General features: G+C 37.9%; 17 protein-coding genes. 16 read left to right on the forward strand and 1 reads right to left on the reverse strand.

The genetic code is table 11. The features are described 5' to 3' along the window. Nucleotides 1-47: 47 nt before the first annotated feature. The 15 genes from raiA to whiA all read left to right on the forward strand — a co-directional run bounded on the left by raiA (nucleotide 48) and on the right by whiA (nucleotide 18842). Nucleotides 48-596: a ribosome hibernation-promoting factor, HPF/YfiA family gene (gene raiA, locus Q0R51_RS05750; RefSeq protein ID WP_122037414.1), complete on the forward strand. Its 549-nt coding sequence runs from the start codon at nucleotides 48-50 to the stop codon at nucleotides 594-596. A 130-nt stretch (nucleotides 597-726) separates the two neighbouring features. After that, entirely contained in the window at nucleotides 727-3126 is a 2400-nt protein-coding gene (secA, locus tag Q0R51_RS05755) for a preprotein translocase subunit SecA (protein ID WP_294757291.1), read from the forward strand. 80 nt (nucleotides 3127-3206) lie between these two features. Beyond that, nucleotides 3207-4323, forward strand: a protein-coding gene (prfB, locus tag Q0R51_RS05760) for a peptide chain release factor 2 (protein ID WP_294757293.1) whose coding sequence is annotated in 2 segments (ribosomal slippage) — nucleotides 3207-3278 and nucleotides 3280-4323 — 1116 coding nt in all. Because the reading frame shifts where the segments join, the coding sequence is not laid out codon by codon here. Nucleotides 4324-4331: 8 nt separating this feature from the next. Then, nucleotides 4332-4613, forward strand: coding sequence for a hypothetical protein (locus Q0R51_RS05765; protein ID WP_046324608.1), 282 nt, complete (start codon nucleotides 4332-4334; stop codon nucleotides 4611-4613). 17 nt (nucleotides 4614-4630) lie between these two features. Then, a complete protein-coding gene (gene hprK / locus Q0R51_RS05770) occupies nucleotides 4631-5593 on the forward strand; it encodes an HPr(Ser) kinase/phosphatase (protein ID WP_294757294.1) in 963 nt (320 codons plus the stop codon). Beyond that, on the forward strand, nucleotides 5590-6426 hold the full coding sequence (gene lgt, locus Q0R51_RS05775; protein WP_294757295.1) for a prolipoprotein diacylglyceryl transferase: 837 nt from the start codon (nucleotides 5590-5592) through the stop codon (nucleotides 6424-6426). Before hprK ends, lgt begins: the two co-directional genes overlap by 4 nt. Nucleotides 6427-6454: 28 nt before the next feature. Beyond that, nucleotides 6455-7474, forward strand: a complete 1020-nt coding sequence (locus tag Q0R51_RS05780; protein ID WP_294757296.1) for an NAD(P)H-dependent glycerol-3-phosphate dehydrogenase — start codon at nucleotides 6455-6457, stop codon at nucleotides 7472-7474. Between the two features lie 58 nt (nucleotides 7475-7532). Next, nucleotides 7533-8468: a thioredoxin-disulfide reductase gene (trxB, locus tag Q0R51_RS05785; RefSeq protein WP_046324612.1), complete on the forward strand. Its 936-nt coding sequence runs from the start codon at nucleotides 7533-7535 to the stop codon at nucleotides 8466-8468. A gap of 126 nt (nucleotides 8469-8594) precedes the next feature. Beyond that, nucleotides 8595-10319, forward strand: a complete 1725-nt coding sequence (locus Q0R51_RS05790) for a phospho-sugar mutase (protein WP_294757298.1) — start codon at nucleotides 8595-8597, stop codon at nucleotides 10317-10319. Nucleotides 10320-10418: 99 nt separating this feature from the next. Beyond that, entirely contained in the window at nucleotides 10419-12461 is a 2043-nt protein-coding gene (gene uvrB / locus Q0R51_RS05795) for an excinuclease ABC subunit UvrB (RefSeq protein ID WP_294757300.1), read from the forward strand. Further along, on the forward strand, nucleotides 12451-15300 hold the full coding sequence (gene uvrA / locus Q0R51_RS05800; RefSeq protein WP_294757302.1) for an excinuclease ABC subunit UvrA: 2850 nt from the start codon (nucleotides 12451-12453) through the stop codon (nucleotides 15298-15300). Before uvrB ends, uvrA begins: the two co-directional genes overlap by 11 nt. A gap of 54 nt (nucleotides 15301-15354) precedes the next feature. After that, nucleotides 15355-15897, forward strand: coding sequence for an HdeD family acid-resistance protein (locus Q0R51_RS05805; protein ID WP_110445867.1), 543 nt, complete (start codon nucleotides 15355-15357; stop codon nucleotides 15895-15897). Between the two features lie 93 nt (nucleotides 15898-15990). Beyond that, nucleotides 15991-16869 (forward strand): RNase adapter RapZ, encoded by an 879-nt coding sequence (rapZ, locus tag Q0R51_RS05810; RefSeq protein WP_294757304.1) that lies wholly within the window; start codon nucleotides 15991-15993, stop codon nucleotides 16867-16869. Nucleotides 16870-16874: 5 nt separating this feature from the next. Next, nucleotides 16875-17900 carry a gluconeogenesis factor YvcK family protein gene (yvcK, locus tag Q0R51_RS05815; protein WP_294757306.1) on the forward strand — a complete coding sequence of 342 codons (1026 nt, stop codon included), beginning with the start codon at nucleotides 16875-16877 and terminating at the stop codon, nucleotides 17898-17900. A 6-nt stretch (nucleotides 17901-17906) separates the two neighbouring features. Further along, nucleotides 17907-18842: a DNA-binding protein WhiA gene (gene whiA, locus Q0R51_RS05820; RefSeq protein WP_122037424.1), complete on the forward strand. Its 936-nt coding sequence runs from the start codon at nucleotides 17907-17909 to the stop codon at nucleotides 18840-18842. Between the two features lie 48 nt (nucleotides 18843-18890). On the opposite strand, the gene clpP is transcribed toward whiA, so the two are convergent. Beyond that, on the reverse strand, nucleotides 18891-19475 hold the full coding sequence (gene clpP / locus Q0R51_RS05825; RefSeq protein WP_122025865.1) for an ATP-dependent Clp endopeptidase proteolytic subunit ClpP: 585 nt from the start codon (nucleotides 19473-19475) through the stop codon (nucleotides 18891-18893). 159 nt (nucleotides 19476-19634) lie between these two features. Here clpP and Q0R51_RS05830 point away from each other — a divergent pair, with 159 nt between their 5' ends. After that, nucleotides 19635-21344, forward strand: coding sequence for an SH3-like domain-containing protein (locus tag Q0R51_RS05830; RefSeq protein WP_294757310.1), 1710 nt, complete (start codon nucleotides 19635-19637; stop codon nucleotides 21342-21344). The last annotated feature ends 31 nt before the right edge of the window (nucleotides 21345-21375 follow it).

The raw sequence follows: 21375 nt of genomic DNA on the forward strand, positions 1-21375 counted from the left end.
TATAGATAACATCAGACTGCCTCAAGCAGTTGAAAGGAGAATCTCATATGTTAAAGTATAATGTTCGTGGTGAAAATATCGAGGTAACGGATGCTTTAAGAAGTTACGTAGAAAAGCGCCTTAAAAAATTAGAAAAATATTTCGATTTAAATCAAGATATGATTGCTCATGTTAATTTAAAGGTGTATCGTGATCATAAGGCTAAAGTTGAGGTAACTATACCACTGCCATACTTAGTATTGAGAGCTGAAGAAACAACTGACGATATGTATCGCAGTATTGATTTTGTTTCTGAAAAATTGGAAAGACAAATCAGAAAATATAAGACACGTGTAAATCGTAAGAGCCGTGAAAAAGGAATTAATGATTTCTTCGTTGAAAGCGCGCAGGAAGATTCAAAAGACAAAGAAAGTAATGAATTTACAATTGTTCGTAATAAGCAAATTGGCTTGAAACCAATGAGTCCTGAAGAAGCAATTTTGCAAATGAATATGCTTGAGCATGATTTCTTTGTTTTCCAAGATGGTGAAACCAGCGGTACAAGTGTTGTCTATCGCAGAAATGACGGCCGTTATGGTTTGATTGAGACCAAATAGCAATAATATTATCAAGTAAGGGCCCCACATTTAGTGTGAGGTCTTTGTTTTGTTTATTTTTCATTTAGCGCTAATCATGGTAAAATTATAATGTGTTTTTATACTTTAACTACATATAAGGATCGATTAAATGGTAAACATTTTAAAGAAACTATACAATAACGATAAAAGAGAACTGAAAAAATTTGAAAAAATTGCAGATAAAGTTGAAAGTCATGCAGACGAATACAGTCGGCTTTCAGACGAAGAATTACAGGCAAAAACACCTGAATTTCGTGATAGATTGAAAAATGGCGAAAGCTTAGATTCGCTCTTGCCGGAAGCTTTTGCAGTTTCTCGTGAAGGAGCTAAAAGAGTTTTAGGCCTATACCCATTTCACGTTCAAGTATTAGGTGGTATTGCGCTGCACTACGGTAATATTGCCGAAATGATGACTGGTGAAGGTAAGACCTTAACTGCGACTATGCCTGTTTATCTGAATGCACTAACAGGAAAAGGCGTTCACGTTGTTACCGTTAACGAATATTTGTCCAGTCGTGATGCCGAAGAAATGGGTCAGTTATACAAATGGTTAGGCTTAACAGTTGGTCTTAACTTGAATGCTATGTCTCCTGATGAAAAGCGTGAAGCTTATAATTGTGATGTTACTTATTCCACTAACTCAGAACTAGGCTTTGATTATCTGCGTGATAATATGGTCGTTTATAAAGAACAAATGGTTCAACGTGAACTTAACTATGCTATTATCGATGAGGTTGACTCAATTTTAATCGATGAGGCTAGGACACCATTAATTATTTCCGGCGAAGCAGAACAGGCTAATGGTGACTATATTCGTGCTGATCGCTTTGTTAAAACTCTTAAAGAAGACAAAAGTGATGATGATGCGGATGATGATAAGGACTATGGTGATTATAAAATTGACTGGCCAACTAAGACCATTTCTTTAACTAGAACTGGTATCCAAAAAGCTTGTGATCATTTTGGCCTTAAAAACTTGTATGACGTTGAAAATCAGAAATTAGTGCACCACCTTGATCAGGCTTTAAGAGCAAATTACATTATGCTTAAAGACATCGATTATGTTGTGCAAAACGGGGAAGTTTTAATCGTTGATTCTTTCACCGGTCGTGTTATGCAGGGACGGCGCTATTCTGATGGCCTGCACCAGGCTATTGAAGCTAAAGAAGGCGTTAAGATTCAGGAAGAATCTAAGACACAGGCAACAATTACTTATCAGAACTTCTTCAGAATGTATAAAAAACTTGCCGGTATGACAGGTACTGCTAAAACTGAAGAAGAAGAGTTCCGTGAAATTTACAACATGCAGGTAATTACTATCCCGACTAACCGTCCTTTGATCAGGAAAGATAATCCGGATATTCTTTATCCTACTTTGTCATCCAAGTTTGCGGCAGTTGTCAATGAAATTAAAGACCGGCACTCAAAGGGCCAACCGGTATTAGTTGGTACCGTTGCGGTTGAAAGTTCTGAAAGACTGAGTAAGTTACTTGACAAAGAAGGAATTCCTCACGCTGTTTTGAATGCTAAAAACCATGCTAAGGAAGCTCAGATTATCATGAATGCCGGTCAACGCGGTGCGGTCACTATTGCGACTAACATGGCTGGCCGTGGTACCGACATTAAATTAGGGCCAGGTGTGAAAGAACTAGGTGGACTTTCTGTCATCGGTACTGAACGTCATGAGTCTCGTAGAATTGATAACCAGCTCCGTGGACGTTCAGGTCGTCAAGGTGACCCTGGTGTTACTCGTTTCTATCTCTCACTTGAAGATGATTTGATGAAACGCTTTGGTGGCGACAGAGTCAAAGACTTCCTTGACCGTTTGTCTGACAATGATGATGACAAGGTAATTGAGAGTCGCTTGATCACTAGACAAGTTGAGTCTGCTCAAAAACGTGTTGAAGGTAATAACTATGATACCCGTAAGCAAACATTGCAGTATGATGATGTTATGCGTATTCAACGGGAGATTATTTATGGTGAACGGATGCAGGTTATTGGTGAAGAAAAGTCACTTAAGGATGTTTTAATCCCAATGATTCGCCGTACTATTAATAGTCAAGTTGATATGTTTACACAGGGTGATCGTAGTAAATGGCGGCTTGATTCACTGCGTGACTTCATTTCTTCAAGTTTGACGAACGAAGAAGAAACTGATGCAATTGACTTCAAGACAATTACGGTTCCTGACTTAAAGCAAAAGCTGTATGATATCGTTGAAGCCAACTATGAAGAAAAAGAAGCGATTTTGGCTGATCCTTCAGAAATGCTTGAATTTGAAAAAGTAGTTATCTTGCGGGTAGTTGACGATCGCTGGACTGATCATATAGATGCTATGGACCAATTACGGCAATCAATCAGTTTACGTGGCTACGGTCAACTTAATCCGCTGGTAGAATACCAGGATTCTGGCTACAACATGTTTGAAGAAATGGTATCAAATATTGAATTTGACGTGACTCGTTTATTTATGAAAGCTGAAATTAGACAAAATCTTAGTCGTTAATAGTTAAGATGGGAGGAGAAAGCAGCTGCTTTCTCTTTTTTACTGAAATTTTATTAAAAATAAAGGAGCTATTGTAAAATATGGAAATAAGTGACATTCAAAATGAATTGGATAGTTTGAAAAAGCGGTTAGACCACTTTAGGGGGTCTCTTTGACTTAGATTCAATAAACGAAAGTATCATTGTCAATGAAAATAAGATGCAAGATCCGACTTTTTGGGATGATCAGGAAAAAGCACAACGTTTGATTAGTGAGACAAATGTGTTGAAAGAAAAACGTGATTCTTTTGTCAAGTTGGAAAAGGATTATCAAAATGAAATAACAGCACTAGAATTACTGCGTGAAGAAGCAGATCAAGATTTACAAAAAGAAGTTGAAACCGATCTGCAAAAATTGCAAACCGAGTTTCATGATTATGAGCTAGATTTACTCTTATCTGGCAAATATGATGATCACAATGCGCTGATTGAAATTCATCCGGGAGCAGGTGGCACTGAAGCGATGGACTGGGGCCAAATGCTCTTGCGGATGTACCAGAGATATGCTGATATTCGCGGCTTTAAATTTGAAATTAGTAATTATGAACCTGGAGAAGAAGCTGGTCTTAAAAGCGTTAGTGCCAAGATTACTGGTAAAAATGCCTACGGCCTGATGAAATCGGAAAATGGTGTTCACCGCTTGGTGAGAATTTCTCCCTTCGATTCGGCCAAGAGGAGACATACATCTTTTGCTTCGGTTGAAGTTATTCCGGAAATTGATGAGAGTATTAAGGTGGATATCGATCCTAAAGATCTCCGTGTTGACGTTTACCGGTCGAGTGGTGCAGGCGGCCAGCATATTAATAAAACATCAAGCGCTGTCAGAATCACTCATTTACCGACAGGAATCGTAACTACGTCTCAGGCGCAGCGTTCACAGTTGCAGAATCGGGAAACCGCAATGAATGAACTGCGAGCAAAATTATTTCACCTGGAAGAAGAAAAGAAACGTAAGCACAAGCAGGAGCTTAAAGGTGACCAAAAAGAAATTGGTTGGGGCTCACAAATTAGATCTTATGTTTTTCATCCTTATAATTTGGTTAAAGATCTGCGCACAGGCTATGAAACTTCCGATACAAGTGGTGTAATGGATGGCAAGCTGCAACCGTTTGTTTATGCATATTTACAATGGCTTTTGAGCCAGGAAAATCCAGAGTAGGTGATTAGATGAGTTTTTGGGGAATTGTTGGTTTAGTATTATTGGCAGTTGTTATTTTAAGTATTATTTTTGCCATATTTCACATCTTTTTCATGATATTACCGGCAGCCTTAGTAATTATTGGTATTATCTGGTTAATCAATCATTTTACCAAAAATGATGATAATAATGCTGGACACTCTGATCTTAATTCTGGTTCTTATAGCTGGGACAATTGGAATGAAAATAATCAAACTAAACCAAAACGGAAAAAAGTACGCGATGCTAAAACCAAAGATGTCGACAAATAATAAAGGGGCATTTTGAAATGACAAACGCTGTTAAATTAAGAAATTTAATTCGTGATAATAAAATTGTTCATGTTGTGCAGGGAAAACAATATATCAATAATAAGGAGATTGTTGTATCTGATATTTATAGACCAGGACTGGAGTTAACAGGCTACTTTGACTTTTACCCCCGCCAGCGTATTCAGTTACTTGGGCGCACAGAAATTTCTTATGCTGCTAGACTAGACCACGATAGTTTAGTGGAGGTTTTTAAAAAACTTTGTACCCCTGATACGCCCTGCTTTTTTGTATCGCGTTCTCTGCGAATACCACCGGAACTAGCTCAAGCTGCTGATGAGGCGGAGATTCCTATTCTTTCTTCGCCAGAGTCAACTACCTATGTTTCCAGTATTTTGACGGAATATTTAAGAGAGCGGCTAGCTGTACGTGATACGATTCATGGCGTCTTAGTCGAAGTTAAAGGTATGGGCGTGTTACTGACTGGTGATTCGGGTGTAGGGAAATCTGAAACTGCCTTAGGTTTAATTCATCGCGGTCACCGTTTAATTGCTGATGATCGAGTTGATGTTTATCAAAAAGACGTGGAAACCGTGATGGGTGAAGCTCCGGAAATATTAAAACACCTAATGGAAATTCGTGGTATTGGTATCATTGATGTTATGGATTTATTCGGTGTTGGTGCCGTTAAAAACCGTGAAAGCATTCAGCTAGTTATCAAACTTGTCAACTGGGATAAGAAAGCTAATTATGATCGCTTGGGTTTTGAGGAAAGCAAACGAGATATTTGTAATGTTGAAGTTCCCCAAATCACTATTCCTGTTAAAGTTGGTCGTAATATGGAAGATATTATTGAAATTGCAACTATGAATTTCCGCGCCAAGAGAAGCGGCTATAATGCTACCAAAACTTTTGACAATAATTTAACGAAATTAATTAAGAAAAACTCTCAAGCAGACACAGCAAAGGATAAGAATAAATGATATTGACCATCAATCCTGTAGCATTTAAATTTGGAAACCTAAGTGTCAAGTGGTATGGCATTATTATGGCTGTAGCAATTATTTTAGCTGTCTCAATGGCAATTTTTGAAGGTCGCAAACGTCAAATTGAAAGTGATGACTTCATGGATTTGCTGTTATGGGCTGTTCCTATTGGTTATGTGGGTGCTCGCATTTACTATGTTATTTTTGAATGGCATTATTATTCTCAGCATCTTGACGAGATAATTGCTATTTGGAATGGTGGCATTGCTATCTATGGCGGCTTACTGGCCGGTTTGGCAGTTTTACTGGTATTTTGTTATAAGAGAATGTTGCCACCATTTCTGATGCTGGACATCATCACTCCAGGAGTAATGGCTGCTCAAATATTAGGCCGCTGGGGTAATTTTATTAATCAAGAAGCTCATGGTGGGCCCACAACCTTGGCGTTTTTACAAAGCTTACACTTACCTGATTTTATTATTAATCAGATGAAAATCGGTGGAGTATACTATCAGCCTACTTTTTTATATGAATCTTTCTTTAATTTGATTGGTTTACTGATAATATTGTTATTAAGACACAGAAAGCATCTGTTTAAACAAGGCGAAATATTTATGCTCTATTTGGCATGGTATTCTGTCGTGCGTTTTTTTGTAGAAGGTATGCGGACAGATAGCCTTTACCTTTTGGGATCAATTCGGGTTTCGCAAATGCTTAGTGTCATATTGCTGATTGTGGTTATAGTATTATTTATTTATCGCAGACGAGTTGTTAAACCTAAATGGTATCTAGAAGGCAGTGGCTTGAAATACCCTTATAGTCGAGATTAATAATTATTTAAGTGAAAGAGAGTAAAAAATGACGAAAATTGCAGTTTTAGGAGCAGGTTCATGGGGCACGGTTTTAGGATCAATGCTTGCTGATAAAGGATATAATATCGTTCTGTATGGTAATAACGAAAAAGTTAATGCCGAAATTAACCAGAATCATACCAATGAGCACTACATGAGAAACTGGCAGGTAAATAAAACGGCTGTTGCGACAGGTGATTTAAATGAAGCTTTAACGGAAGCCGAAATTGTATTATTTGTTTTACCTACTCAAGCTATTCGCAGTGTTGCTCAGAATGTAAGTAAAATTTTAAGACAAACTAATTCAAAGCCGCTTATAGTCACTGCTACGAAAGGTATTGAACCGGGTTCCAAAAAACTGATATCGGAAATTTTAACTGAAGAAATCTATCCAGATGATGAGGATAAAATTGTAGCTATTTCAGGACCTAGCCATGCTGAAAGTGTTGCTCAAAAAGATTTGACTGCCATTTCATGTGCTTCAAGCAGCATGGAAAATGCACAAAAAGTGCAGCAGTTATTTTCAAATGACTATTTCCGTTTATATACCAATAGCGACTTAATTGGTGTCGAAGTGGCCGGTGCGGTTAAAAATGTTATTGCTATTGCGGCAGGAATTTTAGTTGGTAAACACTATGGCGACGATGCTAAAGCGGCTTTAATGACCAGAGGATTAGCAGAGATTACGCGTTTAGGAGTTAATTACTTTGGTGCCGATCCAATGACTTTTAGTGGCCTTGCAGGAATTGGTGATCTAATTGTGACTTGCACATCTGTTAATTCGCGTAATTGGCGCTGTGGTAAGCAATTAGGTGAGGGCAAGAGTCTTGACTATGTCTTGCAAAATATGGGTCAGGTTGTTGAAGGTGCTACAACAGTAAAGGCTGTGCACGAATTATGCGCAGAAAAGCATATTGATATGCCGATTAGTGAAGCTATCTACCGCGTTTTATACCAAAATTCTAATGTAGATGATGAAATTACCCAGATGATGGGTAGAAGTCCTAAACAGGAGATTAGACTTTAACATGCAAATCGTTGTAATATTTACTTACGAAAAATAAGAAAGTACTGGGGGTAAAACTATGACGGAAAAATATGACGTAATCATTATCGGAGCAGGACCTGGTGGCTTAACTGCTGCTCTTTATGCTTCTCGTGCAAACCTTTCAGTGTTAATGCTTGATCGTGGTTTGTATGGTGGGCAAATGAATAACACCGATGCAATTGATAACTATCCCGGCTTTAGTGAAATTAAAGGACCAGAGTTGGGCGAAAAAATGTACAATTCTGTTATGAAGTTTGGTGCCAAATTTGAATATGGTGATGTTCAAACAGTAACCACTGATGGTGACCTAAAAATAGTTAAAACAGATACTGGCGAGTACAGTGCACCTGCCTTAATTATTGCTACCGGAGCGGATCATCGTCATTTAGGTGTTCCTGGTGAAGATGAATATTCCGGTAAGGGTGTTTCTTATTGCGCTGTTTGTGATGCTGCCTTTTTTAAAGATGAAGATATTGCGGTTATAGGTGGCGGCGATTCAGCTATTGAAGAAGGAATTTACTTGGCTCAAAGTGCTAAATCTGTTACGGTTATTCACCGGCGGGATCAACTACGCGCTCAACCAACTCTGCAAAAACGTGCTTTTGCCAATCCTAAAATGCATTTCATTTGGAATGGCTTAACTCAATCTATTGATGGTGACGGCAATAAGGTGACTGGCGTTACCTATAAAGATAAAGAGACCGGTGAAGAAAAACACTTAAAGACTCGCGGTGTTTTTATCTACGTTGGCGTTATTCCTCAAACTGCTCCTTTTAAAGATTTGGGCGTAACTGATGAGAATGGTTGGATTCCAACAGATGAGCATATGAGAACTAAGGTTGATGGTATTTTTGCCCTGGGTGATGTAAGGGCAAAAGACTTACGCCAAATTGCTAATGCAGTTGGTGACGGCAGTATTGCTGGCCAACAGGCATACAATTACTTGCAAGATTTAAATGATCGGAAAATATAAGGATTATAAAAAGAATTCAGCTTAAATGAATTCTTTTTTTATTTTTACAGATAGCGATAGTGATAAATGCTAGAATATAATTTATGAAAACGAATTAAAAGCTAGAAAAAGAGGAACTTTACTGAAATGAAAGCAAGAGAAACATTTCAAAAATGGCAACAGGCACCAGATCTGCCCGATTATTTAAAAGATCAACTGTCTGAACTTGGTCAAAATCCAAATTGGGTTGAAGATGCGTTTGGGCAAGATATTAATTTCGGTACAGCCGGCATGAGGGGCAGACTAGAGCCTGGAACTAATCGCATCAATTTGTACACTGTTGGCCGTGTAACAGATGGCTTAGCTCGGTTGATAGATGAAAAAGGTGAGCAAGCTCAAAATAATGGGGTGGTAATTTCTTTTGATTCACGTTATCATTCTCGTGAATTTGCGGAACATGCGGCGCGAATCTTAGGAAGCCATAATATCCATGTTTATCTGTTTGATGATTTAAGACCAACTCCCGAATTATCATTTGCGGTTAGGTACTTACACGCTGCAGCCGGAATTAATATTACTGCTTCTCATAATGCCAAACAATATAATGGTTACAAGGTTTATGGTGCCGATGGCGCCCAAATGGGTCCTGAAGATGCAGAGCGAGTTTTTGAGTATTCTCAAAGAGTAACAGATATTTTTAACGTTAAAGCAGCGCCAGTAGTGCAACTCCGTGCACGAAAAACTTTACAGCTGATTGGTGAAGACATTGATGAAGCATATTTAGCAGAATTAAAAACGGTAAATGTTAACACCGACCTTATACGGCAAAATGCCGACAAATTAACCATTATTTATACCCCATTGCATGGTACAGGTAAAATGATTTATGATCGCGCATTCAGGCAAGGAGGTTTTACTAATGTAATTCCGGTTCCCAGCCAGACAATCATTGATCCGGAATTTCCAACAACTAAAAAACCAAATCCGGAATACCGTGATGTTTTTGATCCGGGAATAAAATTAGCAAATGAAAAACAGGCAGACTTAATCATTGCCACGGATCCTGATGCTGATCGAATGGGTGCATGCGTGCGCACTAAAAACGGTGATTTTCAGGTACTAACTGGTAACCAAATTGCCACGCTGATGATTTATTATTTGCTGGTTAATTTAAAAAATAAGGGACAATTATCCAGCGATTATGAGTTAATTACCTCGGTAGTTTCCAGTAGCATGCCGTTTAAAATTGCCCAAGATTTTGGTATTAAAACCAAATATGTTTTGACCGGTTTCAAGTTTATTGGCGAAGAAATCGATCGCATGAGTAAGATGCATGATGGCAAATTCTTGATGGGCTTTGAGGAAAGCTACGGCTATCTTTTTAAGCCTTTTGCGCGAGATAAAGACGCTATGCAGGGTGCACTAATGTTTGCTGAAGTAGCTTCTTATTATGCTTCACGCAGCATGACCGTACTAGATGGTCTCAATGAAATTTGGCAAAAATACGGTACTTCATACGAAATTACTAAAGCTGTTGAAATGCCCGGTATTGGTGGACAAAAGAAAATGGCGCTTTTGATGTCAAAATTACGTTCAGAGCATTTAGAAGAAATAAATGGGGTTAAGGTTAACAAAATTCAAGACTTTTTAAAGCAGCAAGAAATTACCGAGAATGGTGTTAAACCGCTAGCAGGATTACCTAAATCCAATGTATTAAAATATTATTTAGCAGATGAAACTTGGCTGGCCTTAAGACCATCTGGTACGGAACCAGTAATTAAAGCCTATGTCGGAGTTAATAAACCCGATATTGCAACTGCTCATGAAACGGCTGAAAGTTATCAAAAGGCAATGGCAAAACTGTTAAAATAAGACAAAAATAATGCGAAAATACGTTCGAGAGTGTAAAATATAATAAGTCAAACAAGAGTTGGGCAATTTTGTCCAACTTTTTCTACGAGGAGTCTTTCGATGATTAAACGACAAGAAGAACGTAAATTTGAACTCGTTTCTAAATTTAATCCAGCAGGTGATCAGCAACAAGCTATTGACAAATTGGCTGCTGGCTTTAAAAAAGGGTATAAAGAACAGATTTTGGAAGGTGCCACCGGTACTGGCAAAACTTTCACTATGGCTAATATTATTGCTAAGCTAAATAAACCCACTTTAGTCATTTCTCATAATAAGACTTTGGTGGGACAGCTATATGGAGAATTTAAAGAGTTTTTCCCACATAATGCCGTTGACTATTTCGTATCATACTATGATTATTACCAACCTGAAGCATATGTGCCGCAATCAGACACATATATTGAAAAGGACTCAGCAATTAATGATGAAATTGACCAGTTGCGTCACCAAGCTACCAGCGACTTAATGGAACGTAACGATGTTATTGTCGTAGCGTCAGTTTCATGCATTTACGGCTTAGGTGACCCGAAAGAATATGCTGCGAGTGTGATTACGGTTCATGAAGGTGAAGAATATAACAGGAATACTTTGCTGCGTGATTTAGTTAATATTCAATATGATCGCAATGATATTGACTTTCAACGTGGTCGTTTTCGCGTCCGCGGAGATGTTGTGGAAGTTTTTCCTGCAGGTAATTCTAATCACGCTTATCGGATCGAATTTTTCGGTGATGAAATTGACAGAATTGTAGAAGTTGATGCCTTAACCGGTGAAGTTATTGGTGAAAGGGAGAGTATTTCACTTTTCCCAGCAACGCACTTCATGACCAATGAAGAGCAAATGAGACGGGCTCTTAAGGCCATTTCACAAGAAATGAATATTCAGGTGAAAAAGTTTGAAGGCGAGGGAAAGTTGCTGGAAGCCGAACGTATTAAACAGCGGACCACTTTCGATATGGAAATGATGGGTGAAGTTGGCTATACCAACGGTATTGAAAACTATTCTCGTCATATGGAAGGAAGAAAAGAAGGAGAACCCCCTTATACTTTACTTGACTTCTTTCCGGATGATTTTCTCATTCTAATTGATGAGTCTCACGCCACTATGCCGGAAATTAGGGCAATGTACAACGGAGATCGCAACCGTAAAAAGACTTTGATTGATTACGGCTTTCGTTTACCTTCTGCGCTTGATAACAGGCCCTTGAAGCTGGCTGAATTTGAAAAACACGTTAACCAAATATTATATGTTTCAGCAACCCCGGGAGATTATGAGCTCGAACGGACAAATCATAAGGTCGAACAAATCATCAGACCAACTGGTTTGCTTGATCCTAAAATTGAGGTTAAACCGGTTGAGGGTCAAATTGATGATCTAGTTGCTGAAATTAACAAGCGGATTGAAAAGAATGAACGTGTTTTCGTTACTACATTAACGAAAAAAATGGCTGAGGACTTAACAGATTATTTAAAAGATCTCGGGATTAAAGTGCAATATCTTCATTCAGATGTTAAAACTTTGGAACGGATGCAAATATTGCGTGACTTGCGTACTGGCAAGTATGACGTTTTAATTGGTATTAACTTATTGCGTGAGGGTATTGATGTACCGGAAGTTTCACTTGTTGCAATTCTTGATGCTGATAAGGAAGGCTTTCTACGTGCATACCGGCCACTAGTGCAAACAATGGGGCGTGCTTCCAGAAACGCAGATGGGGCTGTAATTATGTATGCCGATACAATCACAGACTCAATGCGGGAAGCTATTGATGCAACGCAGAGAAGACGTAAATTACAGATTAAATTTAATGAAGAGCACGGTATGAAACCGAAAACTATTGTTAAACCAATCAGAGATGTTATTTCTGCCACAAAAGTGGCTGATGAAGATACACAAACTGATAGTTTTGCTGATTTGAATTTTGACGAATTAACCGTTAAACAAAAGAGAACTATGATTAAAGACTTGCGCAAGCAAATGCAGGAAGCTGCTAAGAAGCTTGATTTCGAAGGCGCTGCAACCTTGCGGGATGCTATCATGGAACTGGAAAGTTCAACTAGAAGTCCAATTAAGAAAAAAGGGAAAGCATTAAATGGTAAATGATAAAATTGTTATTCGGGGTGCGCGTGAACACAATTTAAAAGACATTAACCTGTCAATACCTAAGGATAAATTAGTTGTTATTACTGGGTTGTCGGGTTCTGGCAAAAGTTCTTTGGCTTTTGATACTTTGTATGCCGAAGGGCGCAGAAGATATGTTCAATCACTGTCAAGCTATGCGCGCCAATTTTTAGGACAAATGGATAAGCCAGATGTTGATTCAATTGATGGCTTAAATCCTGCAATCTCAATTGACCAAAAAACGACATCGCATAACCCAAGATCAACCGTGGGCACGGTTACTGAAATAAATGACTATCTCAGATTATTATGGGCTCGAGTTGGGCATCCAGTTTGTCCTAACGATGGTACTTTAATTGAAAGACAGTCGGTTGAACAAATGGTTAATCGCATTTTGACTTTGCCTGAACGGAGCCGTATTCAAATTTTGGCACCAGTAATTAGAGCTAAAAGAGGAGCACATAAGGAAGTCTTTAAACGCGTACAAAGAGCAGGCTATGTTCGTGTAATCGTTGATGGCACTATGCATGAAATCGGTGAAAAATTTGATTTAGAAAAAAATAAGCGCCATTCAATTGATATCGTGGTTGACCGTTTGATTGTTAAAGAAGGCATTCGGTCACGGCTTTTTGATTCGGTAGAGGCAGCTCTGCGCCTATCAGACGGCTATATGAATGTTGATGTGATCGGCGCAGAAACGATCAACTTTTCAGAATACTATGCTTGTCCTAAATGCGGCTTTACTGTAGGAGAAATGGAACCACGGCTTTTCTCTTTTAATGCACCGTTTGGCGCTTGTCCTGATTGTGACGGGTTAGGTGTCAAGTTAGCAGTTGATGAGGACTTGGTTGTTCCAGATCAAAGCAAAACTTTAGCCCAAGGCGCAGTTGCACCTTGGAAAAATTCCAAGTATTACGGACAAATGCTTGAACAGGCATGTACGGCTTTGAAAATTCCGCTTGATAAACCATTTTCTAAGTTGACTAAGAAGCAAAAAGAGACAATTTTACACGGCTCAACTAAAAAAATTAAGTTTCATGTTACCGGTGATTTCGGAGTTAATGATACGACAGCGCCTTTTGAAGGCGCTATGGATAACGTTGAAAGACGTTATTATCATCCGATGTCCAAGTTCATGAGAGATGTGATGGGCAAATATATGACAGAACTTACTTGCTCAACCTGTCATGGCAAAAGATTAAATCGTAAAGCATTAGCGGTAAAGGTTAATGGCAAGGATATTGCTGAAGCATCGGAATTGGCAATCAGTCATGCCCTTGAATTTTTCAATAATATCAAACTTGATGAGCAGGAATCTGTCATTGCTAAGCCGATATTAAAGGAGGTGCGCGACAGGCTTACTTTCTTAAATAGCGTGGGCCTAGATTATTTGACCTTGTCACGTTCTGCTAATACTTTATCTGGTGGGGAAGCTCAGAGAATCCGACTTGCGACCCAAATTGGTTCTAATCTTTCTGGGGTCATGTATGTTTTGGATGAGCCGTCAATTGGTTTACATCAGCGTGATAATGACCGGCTGATAGCTGCTTTAAAGCGCATGCGTGATTTAGGTAATTCCTTAATTGTAGTTGAACATGATGACGAGACTATGAGACAAGCCGATTACCTGATCGATATGGGTCCGGGTGCCGGGACTTACGGCGGTGAAGTTATGGCTGCCGGTACGCCTGAAGAAGTTGAACAGAATGAAAAATCTCTAACTGGACAATATATGGCAGGTAAAAAGTTTGTACCTGTTCCGTTAAAAAGGCGTAAAGGTAATGGTAAAAAAATTACAATTACCGGTGCAACTGAAAATAATCTCAAGAATTTAAAGGTTGAATTTCCTTTAGGCAAATTAATTGTGGTTACTGGAGTTTCAGGTTCTGGTAAATCAACCTTGGTAAATATGATATTAAAACGTGCTTTAGCACAAAAATTGAATCGAAATCAAACTAAACCTGGCAAATATAAAACTATCAGTGGCTACCAAAACATTGAAAAAATCATTGATATTGATCAAAGTCCGATCGGTCGCACTCCTCGAAGTAATCCCGCTACTTATACCAGTGTTTTTGATGATATTAGAGCTTTATTTGCCCAAACAAATGAAGCCAAACTCCGTGGTTACACTAAGGCGCGCTTTTCCTTTAATGTTAAAGGCGGCCGTTGTGAAGCCTGCCATGGCGATGGCATTATTAAAATAGAAATGAATTTTTTACCGGACGTCTATGTTCCGTGTGAAGTTTGTCATGGCAGTCGTTATAATTCTGAAACTCTTGAAGTAACCTATCGCAAGAAAAATATTGCACAGGTTTTAGATATGACAATTAGTGAGGCTTGCTTGTTCTTTAAAAATATTCCTAAAATTGCGCGCAAATTACAAACAATTGTGGATGTCGGTTTAGGTTATGTCAAACTAGGTCAGTCTGCTACTACCTTATCTGGTGGTGAAGCGCAAAGGATGAAGCTTGCTGCGGAGTTGCAGAAGTTATCAACAGGTAAGAACTTTTACATTTTAGATGAGCCGACAACTGGTTTGCATACAGATGATATCAAGCGTTTACTGGAAGTGCTGCAAAGACTCGTTGATCAAGGCAATACAGTTTTGATAATCGAACACAATTTGGATGTGATTAAAAATGCTGATTGGTTAATTGATCTGGGTCCTGAAGGAGGAGAAGGTGGTGGCCAAATAGTTGCCACTGGCACACCAGAGCAGGTAGCACAAGTTAAGGAAAGTTATACCGGTCAGTATTTAAAGCCAGTTCTTATGCGTGACACGTCACTAACAAAAAAGGCTAGTGCAAAAAGTAATTAAATAGTATTAATTGTTTGTGATAAAGTGTAAAATATAGCGCAAGGAGGAATAAAAATGGATAATTTTTCTAGTTACGGACAAAATCGTGGGTTTAATTGGGCCGCATTTATTTCTGGTATTTTAATGGTAATTGCTGGGTTATTTCTATTACGGCATCCAGGTAAAGCACTACATGCATTTGTCTTGCTGTTTGCTATTGTCTCTATTGTCCAGGGATTTGTTTGGCTGGTATTTTACAGCCGTTTTCGGTATTTTATCCCTTCTAGCTGGTGGTCAATTGTTTCAGGGGTACTGGACATTATCGTTGGTATTTTGTTTCTTTACTCATACGATGCTGCTGGATTAACAATTGCCTACCTTTTTGCTTTTTGGTTCTTATTTGATTCGATTACCGGTATAGTTTTTTCATGGCGGATGAGAAGAATTTCCAATTTCTTCTTTTGGCTAAATCTAATCTTAAATATACTAGGATTATTGATAGCAATCAGCCTGATGTTTAATCCGGCATTATCTGCCTTAACGCTAATTTGGTTAGTGTCATTCTGGTTATTGATTTTTGGAATTAATCAAATTATTGCAGCTTTTGTCAATCGCTAATAAATAAAAAGTTCATTAGAACTTTTTTTTTACTCAAAAAAGTTATGAAAAACCTGGTATGGTATAATTTTATTAATAGGGGGTAGTTTGAAAATGGCTGAGCACAAAAAGCAACTACTGATTATTACAGGAATGAGTGGTGCGGGCAAAACCGTGGCTTCTCATGCTTTGGAAGATATGGGCTATTTTATAGTTGATAATTTGCCTCCATCGCTTTTACCTAGTTTTTGGGATTTAATTGTCAGATCGGATGATTTTACTAAAGTAGCAGTGGTAATTGATTTACGTGTTAGACGGTTTTATAAGGATTTAGATAATGAAATCAATTCGCTTGAAGATAATGGCAACGCTCAAACTAGAATTGTATTTCTGGACGCGTCCGATAACACTTTAGTTGCTCGTTACAAAGAGACACGGCGTGTACCACCATTGGCAAACAATGGCCGCTTGCTTGACGGTATTTTAGAAGAAAGACGAATTTTAACAGGTATAAAGAATCGAGCTAATGACATTATAGATACCTCTAATTTGTCTCCTAAGGAGCTAAAGCAGGAGCTGGTTAATAGGTTTAGTAAACAGCATAAACAGCCATTTTCCATTGAAGTGTTATCTTTCGGCTTTAAATACGGTATGCCGATTGATGCAGATATTGTGATGGATGTCAGGTTTTTGCCTAACCCATTTTATATACCTGAATTAAGGCCATTTACGGGACTCGATAAACGGGTTTTTAATTATGTAATGGATAAAAAACAAACCCAAACTTTTTATCAAAAATTTTTGGATTTGTTAAAAGTCGCTTTGCCAGGGTACATTAATGAAGGCAAAAGCAAATTAACTATTGCAATTGGATGTACGGGTGGTCAGCATCGCAGCGTTGCAATTGCACAGCAATTGGCACAGGACTTGGCTGAAGACTATACAGTTGATATTACGCACCGCGAAATTAGTCGTTACACTAGAAAAAGGTGATTTTCATGACATATGCTGAAAAAGTGATTCGCGTAACTAGAAGTAGAAGACCCCAGATTGTGGTCATTGGTGGTGGAACTGGGTTGCCAGTTGTTTTGAATGCACTTAAAGAACAAGAAGCTGAAATAACCGCCATTGTGACGGTATCAGATGATGGTGGTTCTTCAGGATCAATTCGCAACTTTATTAATGTTGTTCCACCTGGTGATATTCGCAATGTGTTGGTTTCTTTAAGTGGAATTTCACAGGAAGAAAAAGATATTTTTCAATATCGGTTTGATTCCTCCGACTCATTTTTTTCAGGGCATGCTATCGGAAACTTAATCATTGCTGCTTTGAATGAGATGCATGGCAATATTTTTGATGCTGTCCAGTCTTTGTCTAAAATGATGCACGTAGATGGACACGTGTATCCTGCCTCTAACGAGCCGTTAACACTTAATGCTGAGTTTGTTGATGGAACTATTCAAGCAGGAGAAAAAGAAATCACTGATAAGGATAAGAGGATAAAACGAGTTTGGGTTACCAATACAAACTCAAATTCTGAACCAAAAGCCGTGTCTAAAGTGCTAAATGCTATTAAAAATGCTGATGCTGTTGTGTTAGGACCTGGAAGCTTGTTTACTTCAATCTTACCCAACCTGATGATACCTAATTTAGGCGAAGCTGTTAGGAAAACTAGTGCAGAAGTAATATATATTTGCAATATTATGACGCAGCTTGGTGAAACCGATCATTTTTCAGACTGTGATCACGTTAAAGTAATTAATGCCCATCTTGGTGGTCATTATATTAATACTGCTTTAGTTAATGGTGCCAAAATTGACATGTCTAAGTTTAATCCTAATGATTATGATGCGTATATCGAACCAGTGAAAAGGGACTTTAAGGGACTGCGCGAGCAGGGCTGTCGAGTGATTACCGATGATTTCATTGACCAGCGTAGCGGACTGGTTTTTCATGATGGTAAGAAGGTAGCAAAAGAGATCATCAACCTGGCATTTGCCGCAATGGCTCGCAGGAAGGAATAACAAATAATGGCCAGCTATGCTAGTAACGTAAAAAAAGAGTTGACTTCGCTGCCCATTCACCAAGAACATGCTAAAGCTGAATTGGCTGCTTTCCTGCGTATGAATGGCGTTTTGAATTTTCATGAGCATAAATTTAGTCTTGATATCACTACTGAAAATCCTGCCATAGCTAGACGTATTTTTTCATTGATAAAAACTGCATATAAGGTTGAACCACAACTGATAGTTTCTCGCAAAATGAAGCTTAAAAAAAATAATCAGTATTTGGTGAGATTACAAAATCACGTGAAAGAAATACTGAATAATTTGGAAATTTTGACCCCATCTTTAAATTTAATTACTAGAATTCCTAAAAGAATAATTAATTCACGGGAAGGATCAATGTCATATTTGCGTGGTGCTTTTTTAGCCAGTGGTAGTGTGAATAATCCTAATACGAGTCGGTATCATTTGGAAATTTATTCTATTTATCAAGACCATAATAACGATTTGCTTCATATTATGAATGACCGCTTTAATCTGAATGCTAAAAGTACACCAAGAAGGCGTGGCTATATTGTTTATTTAAAAGAAGCCGAAAAAATTGGTGACTTTTTACATATTGTCGGAGCATTAAATGCAATGCTGTCTTTTGAAGATTTGCGTATTATGCGGGATATGCGTAATTCTGTTAACAGGTTGGTTAACTGTGATACAGCTAATTTAAAAAAGACGGCCAATGCAGCAGCCAAACAGGTTGAAGATATTGAGTTAATTGAACGTAAAATTGGGCTAGAAAATATTCCTGAAAAATTGCAAGGTTTGGCTAGACTAAGATTAGATGAACCGGAACTATCACTGAAAGAAATAGCGCAACAGGTGCCAGATGGTCCGATTTCAAAATCTGGAGTCAATCATCGCTTTAAAAAAATTCACGATATTGCTGCAAGTTTAGAGCAATAAAAAAGAAACTCATCAATGATGGGTTTCTTTTTTTTCAGTTTATTGTTACTATTTCTTTTGGTTGACCATAATGTCATCGATTAAGCCATAGTCTTTAGCTTGCTGTGCGGTCATGTAATTGTCCCGCTCAGTGTCCTTTTGAATTTTTTCTAAAGGCTGACCAGTAGTTTCATGTAAGATCCGATTAATTTTTTCACGGCTCTTTAAAATTTCATTGGCAGCAATTTGAATGTCTGTTTGCTGACCCTGTGCACCACCTAAAGGTTGATGAATCAAAACAGTTGAGTTAGGTAATGCAAAACGCTTACCTTTTGCCCCGCTAGTCAGTAAAATGGAAGCCATAGAGGCTGCCATGCCGATGGCGATAGTTGAAACATCTGATTTAATAAAGTTCATGGTATCCATGATTGCCAAACCAGAGGTAATCACACCACCTGGTGAATTAATGTAAAGAGAAATATCCTTGGTGTTGTCTTGAGCATCAAGAAATAGTAATTGTGCAATAATTGAATTGGCCATATCATCGTTAATTTCGCCACTAAGCATGATGATTCTGTCTTTCAATAAACGTGAATATATATCATATGCGCGTTCGCCACGTGCAGTTTGTTCAATAACTGTAGGTACAAGCATCTTTCTACCTCCTAAATATAATTAGCACTCTATCAAGTACAGTGCTAATTAAATCACTTACATTACCTGCTGTCAATGAAAGTGTATTAATTTTGTATTCTTTTTAATGAGGTTTTTATTATATAATTTAAAGGTAAACTAAATATTGGAGGATATATTTTGAAGCTTTATAAGAAAAAATTACCATATTTACTGACATTGGTTGTCGGATTACTAGTTTGTACCGGCTTGTCAACTACATCAGTTGCGGCAGATTCGAATAGCGCTCAACCGCCAGTTCAAGATGACAGCAACAAGTCATCAAACAACTCAACTGATGTAAATAATGATAATAATGCCAATAATGATCAAACAGGTAAGTCTGACCAAACTGGGACAGATGACACTAATACTAAAAAACCTAAGCCTAAACAAATTGTTACTGGTTTTTCTATGATGACCAAGGTTGCAGGCAACAAGAATTATAAGGTCTGGAAAGAAGTAAATAACGGAAAAGTTAGCACGAAAGTAGCTGACGGCATTAACTTTCGTTACAGTCATATTCAATCAGACCAGTTGATTGAAACTAAAAAATACCGCTATTGGCGCATTTATGTTAATGGCAGGCAAGTAGGGTATGTTAATGAACGTTACTTTGCCAGAAATCAAATTGCGGTTCCTAAGACTATATCTCTAGTGCGCAATGAGTTCTACAACTTCCCTACCAGAGATGCTATTTCTTATATAACTAACAGCATGGGTACAGTAATTGACAACAGTCAAGTAACTGTATCAAAAGATAGCATTAATTGCGGTACTCCTAAGACATATAAAGTTAAATATACTTATGGAGATGCAACTGCTACAGTTAAAATAACTGTTAGAAAGAGTAAAAAAGAAGGGGTGGTCGATGCGAATACCGTTGCCTCCTTCCCAGCGCAACCTGGTACAAATGATTATCAGGCTTGGAAAACTCATTACGGTTCATCATTAAATTATATTAGCCCTACAGAATACACGCCTGAAACCAATAAACATACTTTGACTAGTGGTGATTTGACCTTAAAGACACGGTTATATCAACCAGTCTTATTAAGTGTAGCTGATCCATCAGACGATAATATTAACCGTGTGGGTCACATTCCAGAAGGTGTTACCGTTTCTAATGGCTGGGCATATACCAGTCTTTTAAGTCACACAAATTTGGTATCTGGTCATATTGTTGGTTATGATTTGAAAACTTTAACTGATCCGTTTGATGCGCAACATTTACTTGATATGTCGCAAAAGAAGTTTAACAATTATGTTAAAAATATCAAGGTAAGTCCCTATATTCCAATTGGCCATGGTCAGGCATTGGGCGCAAGTGATAAATATATTTATGTGTTAAATAATGACAATACATTAAATGACACTAACGACTCTGAAGAATTACTTCAAATTCGTAAGAGTGATTTACAAATTAACAAGATTTGGACAATTAAAACTTGGATTGATGATGGCAAGAGTAATCGCTATTTCCAAAATGGTGTAATTGTATCAGATAAGGATATGTACACTGTTTACCATGATACTGCCAATAATTGCTATGAATATTGGGAATTCACTCGTACTGGAGATAATTGGTATCCAAAATTAGTCGGTAAAACTGATGGCAACTTTGTAAACAATAATTCACCTGTTCAAGGTTTTACCTATGACACCAAGAATAAAAACTTTTACTTGGCATTCAATGACTTAATCTTTAAGATTGGCCGCGATGGCAAATTAAAAGATACTTATTCTTTTGACACCGGTCGTGAAATTGAAGGTTTATCAGTTAGTGATAATAAATTGTATGTAAACCTTGCACAAAGAGCTGAATTATTGGTAAGCATGAATATTAAATAGAATAAATATTTTTAAATGAGAGCTGAAAAGC

Source organism: uncultured Lactobacillus sp. (genome assembly GCF_946477725.1).
In the GTDB taxonomy this organism is placed as follows: Bacteria; Bacillota; Bacilli; order Lactobacillales; family Lactobacillaceae; genus Lactobacillus.

Excerpts from the sequence above, each read along its gene's own strand:
- yvcK (WP_294757306.1), top strand. The coding sequence starts at position 16,875 with ATGACATATGCTGAAAAAGTGATTCGCGTAACTAGAAGTAGAAGACCC.
- Q0R51_RS05765 (WP_046324608.1), top strand. The coding sequence starts at position 4,332 with ATGAGTTTTTGGGGAATTGTTGGTTTAGTATTATTGGCAGTTGTTATT.
- clpP (WP_122025865.1), bottom strand. The coding sequence starts at position 19,475 with ATGCTTGTACCTACAGTTATTGAACAAACTGCACGTGGCGAACGCGCA.
- hprK (WP_294757294.1), top strand. The coding sequence starts at position 4,631 with ATGACAAACGCTGTTAAATTAAGAAATTTAATTCGTGATAATAAAATT.
- lgt (WP_294757295.1), top strand. The coding sequence starts at position 5,590 with ATGATATTGACCATCAATCCTGTAGCATTTAAATTTGGAAACCTAAGT.
- whiA (WP_122037424.1), top strand. The coding sequence starts at position 17,907 with ATGGCCAGCTATGCTAGTAACGTAAAAAAAGAGTTGACTTCGCTGCCC.
- raiA (WP_122037414.1), top strand. The coding sequence starts at position 48 with ATGTTAAAGTATAATGTTCGTGGTGAAAATATCGAGGTAACGGATGCT.
- uvrA (WP_294757302.1), top strand. The coding sequence starts at position 12,451 with ATGGTAAATGATAAAATTGTTATTCGGGGTGCGCGTGAACACAATTTA.
- trxB (WP_046324612.1), top strand. The coding sequence starts at position 7,533 with ATGACGGAAAAATATGACGTAATCATTATCGGAGCAGGACCTGGTGGC.
- uvrB (WP_294757300.1), top strand. The coding sequence starts at position 10,419 with ATGATTAAACGACAAGAAGAACGTAAATTTGAACTCGTTTCTAAATTT.
- Q0R51_RS05780 (WP_294757296.1), top strand. The coding sequence starts at position 6,455 with ATGACGAAAATTGCAGTTTTAGGAGCAGGTTCATGGGGCACGGTTTTA.
- rapZ (WP_294757304.1), top strand. The coding sequence starts at position 15,991 with ATGGCTGAGCACAAAAAGCAACTACTGATTATTACAGGAATGAGTGGT.
- Q0R51_RS05805 (WP_110445867.1), top strand. The coding sequence starts at position 15,355 with ATGGATAATTTTTCTAGTTACGGACAAAATCGTGGGTTTAATTGGGCC.
- Q0R51_RS05790 (WP_294757298.1), top strand. The coding sequence starts at position 8,595 with ATGAAAGCAAGAGAAACATTTCAAAAATGGCAACAGGCACCAGATCTG.
- secA (WP_294757291.1), top strand. The coding sequence starts at position 727 with ATGGTAAACATTTTAAAGAAACTATACAATAACGATAAAAGAGAACTG.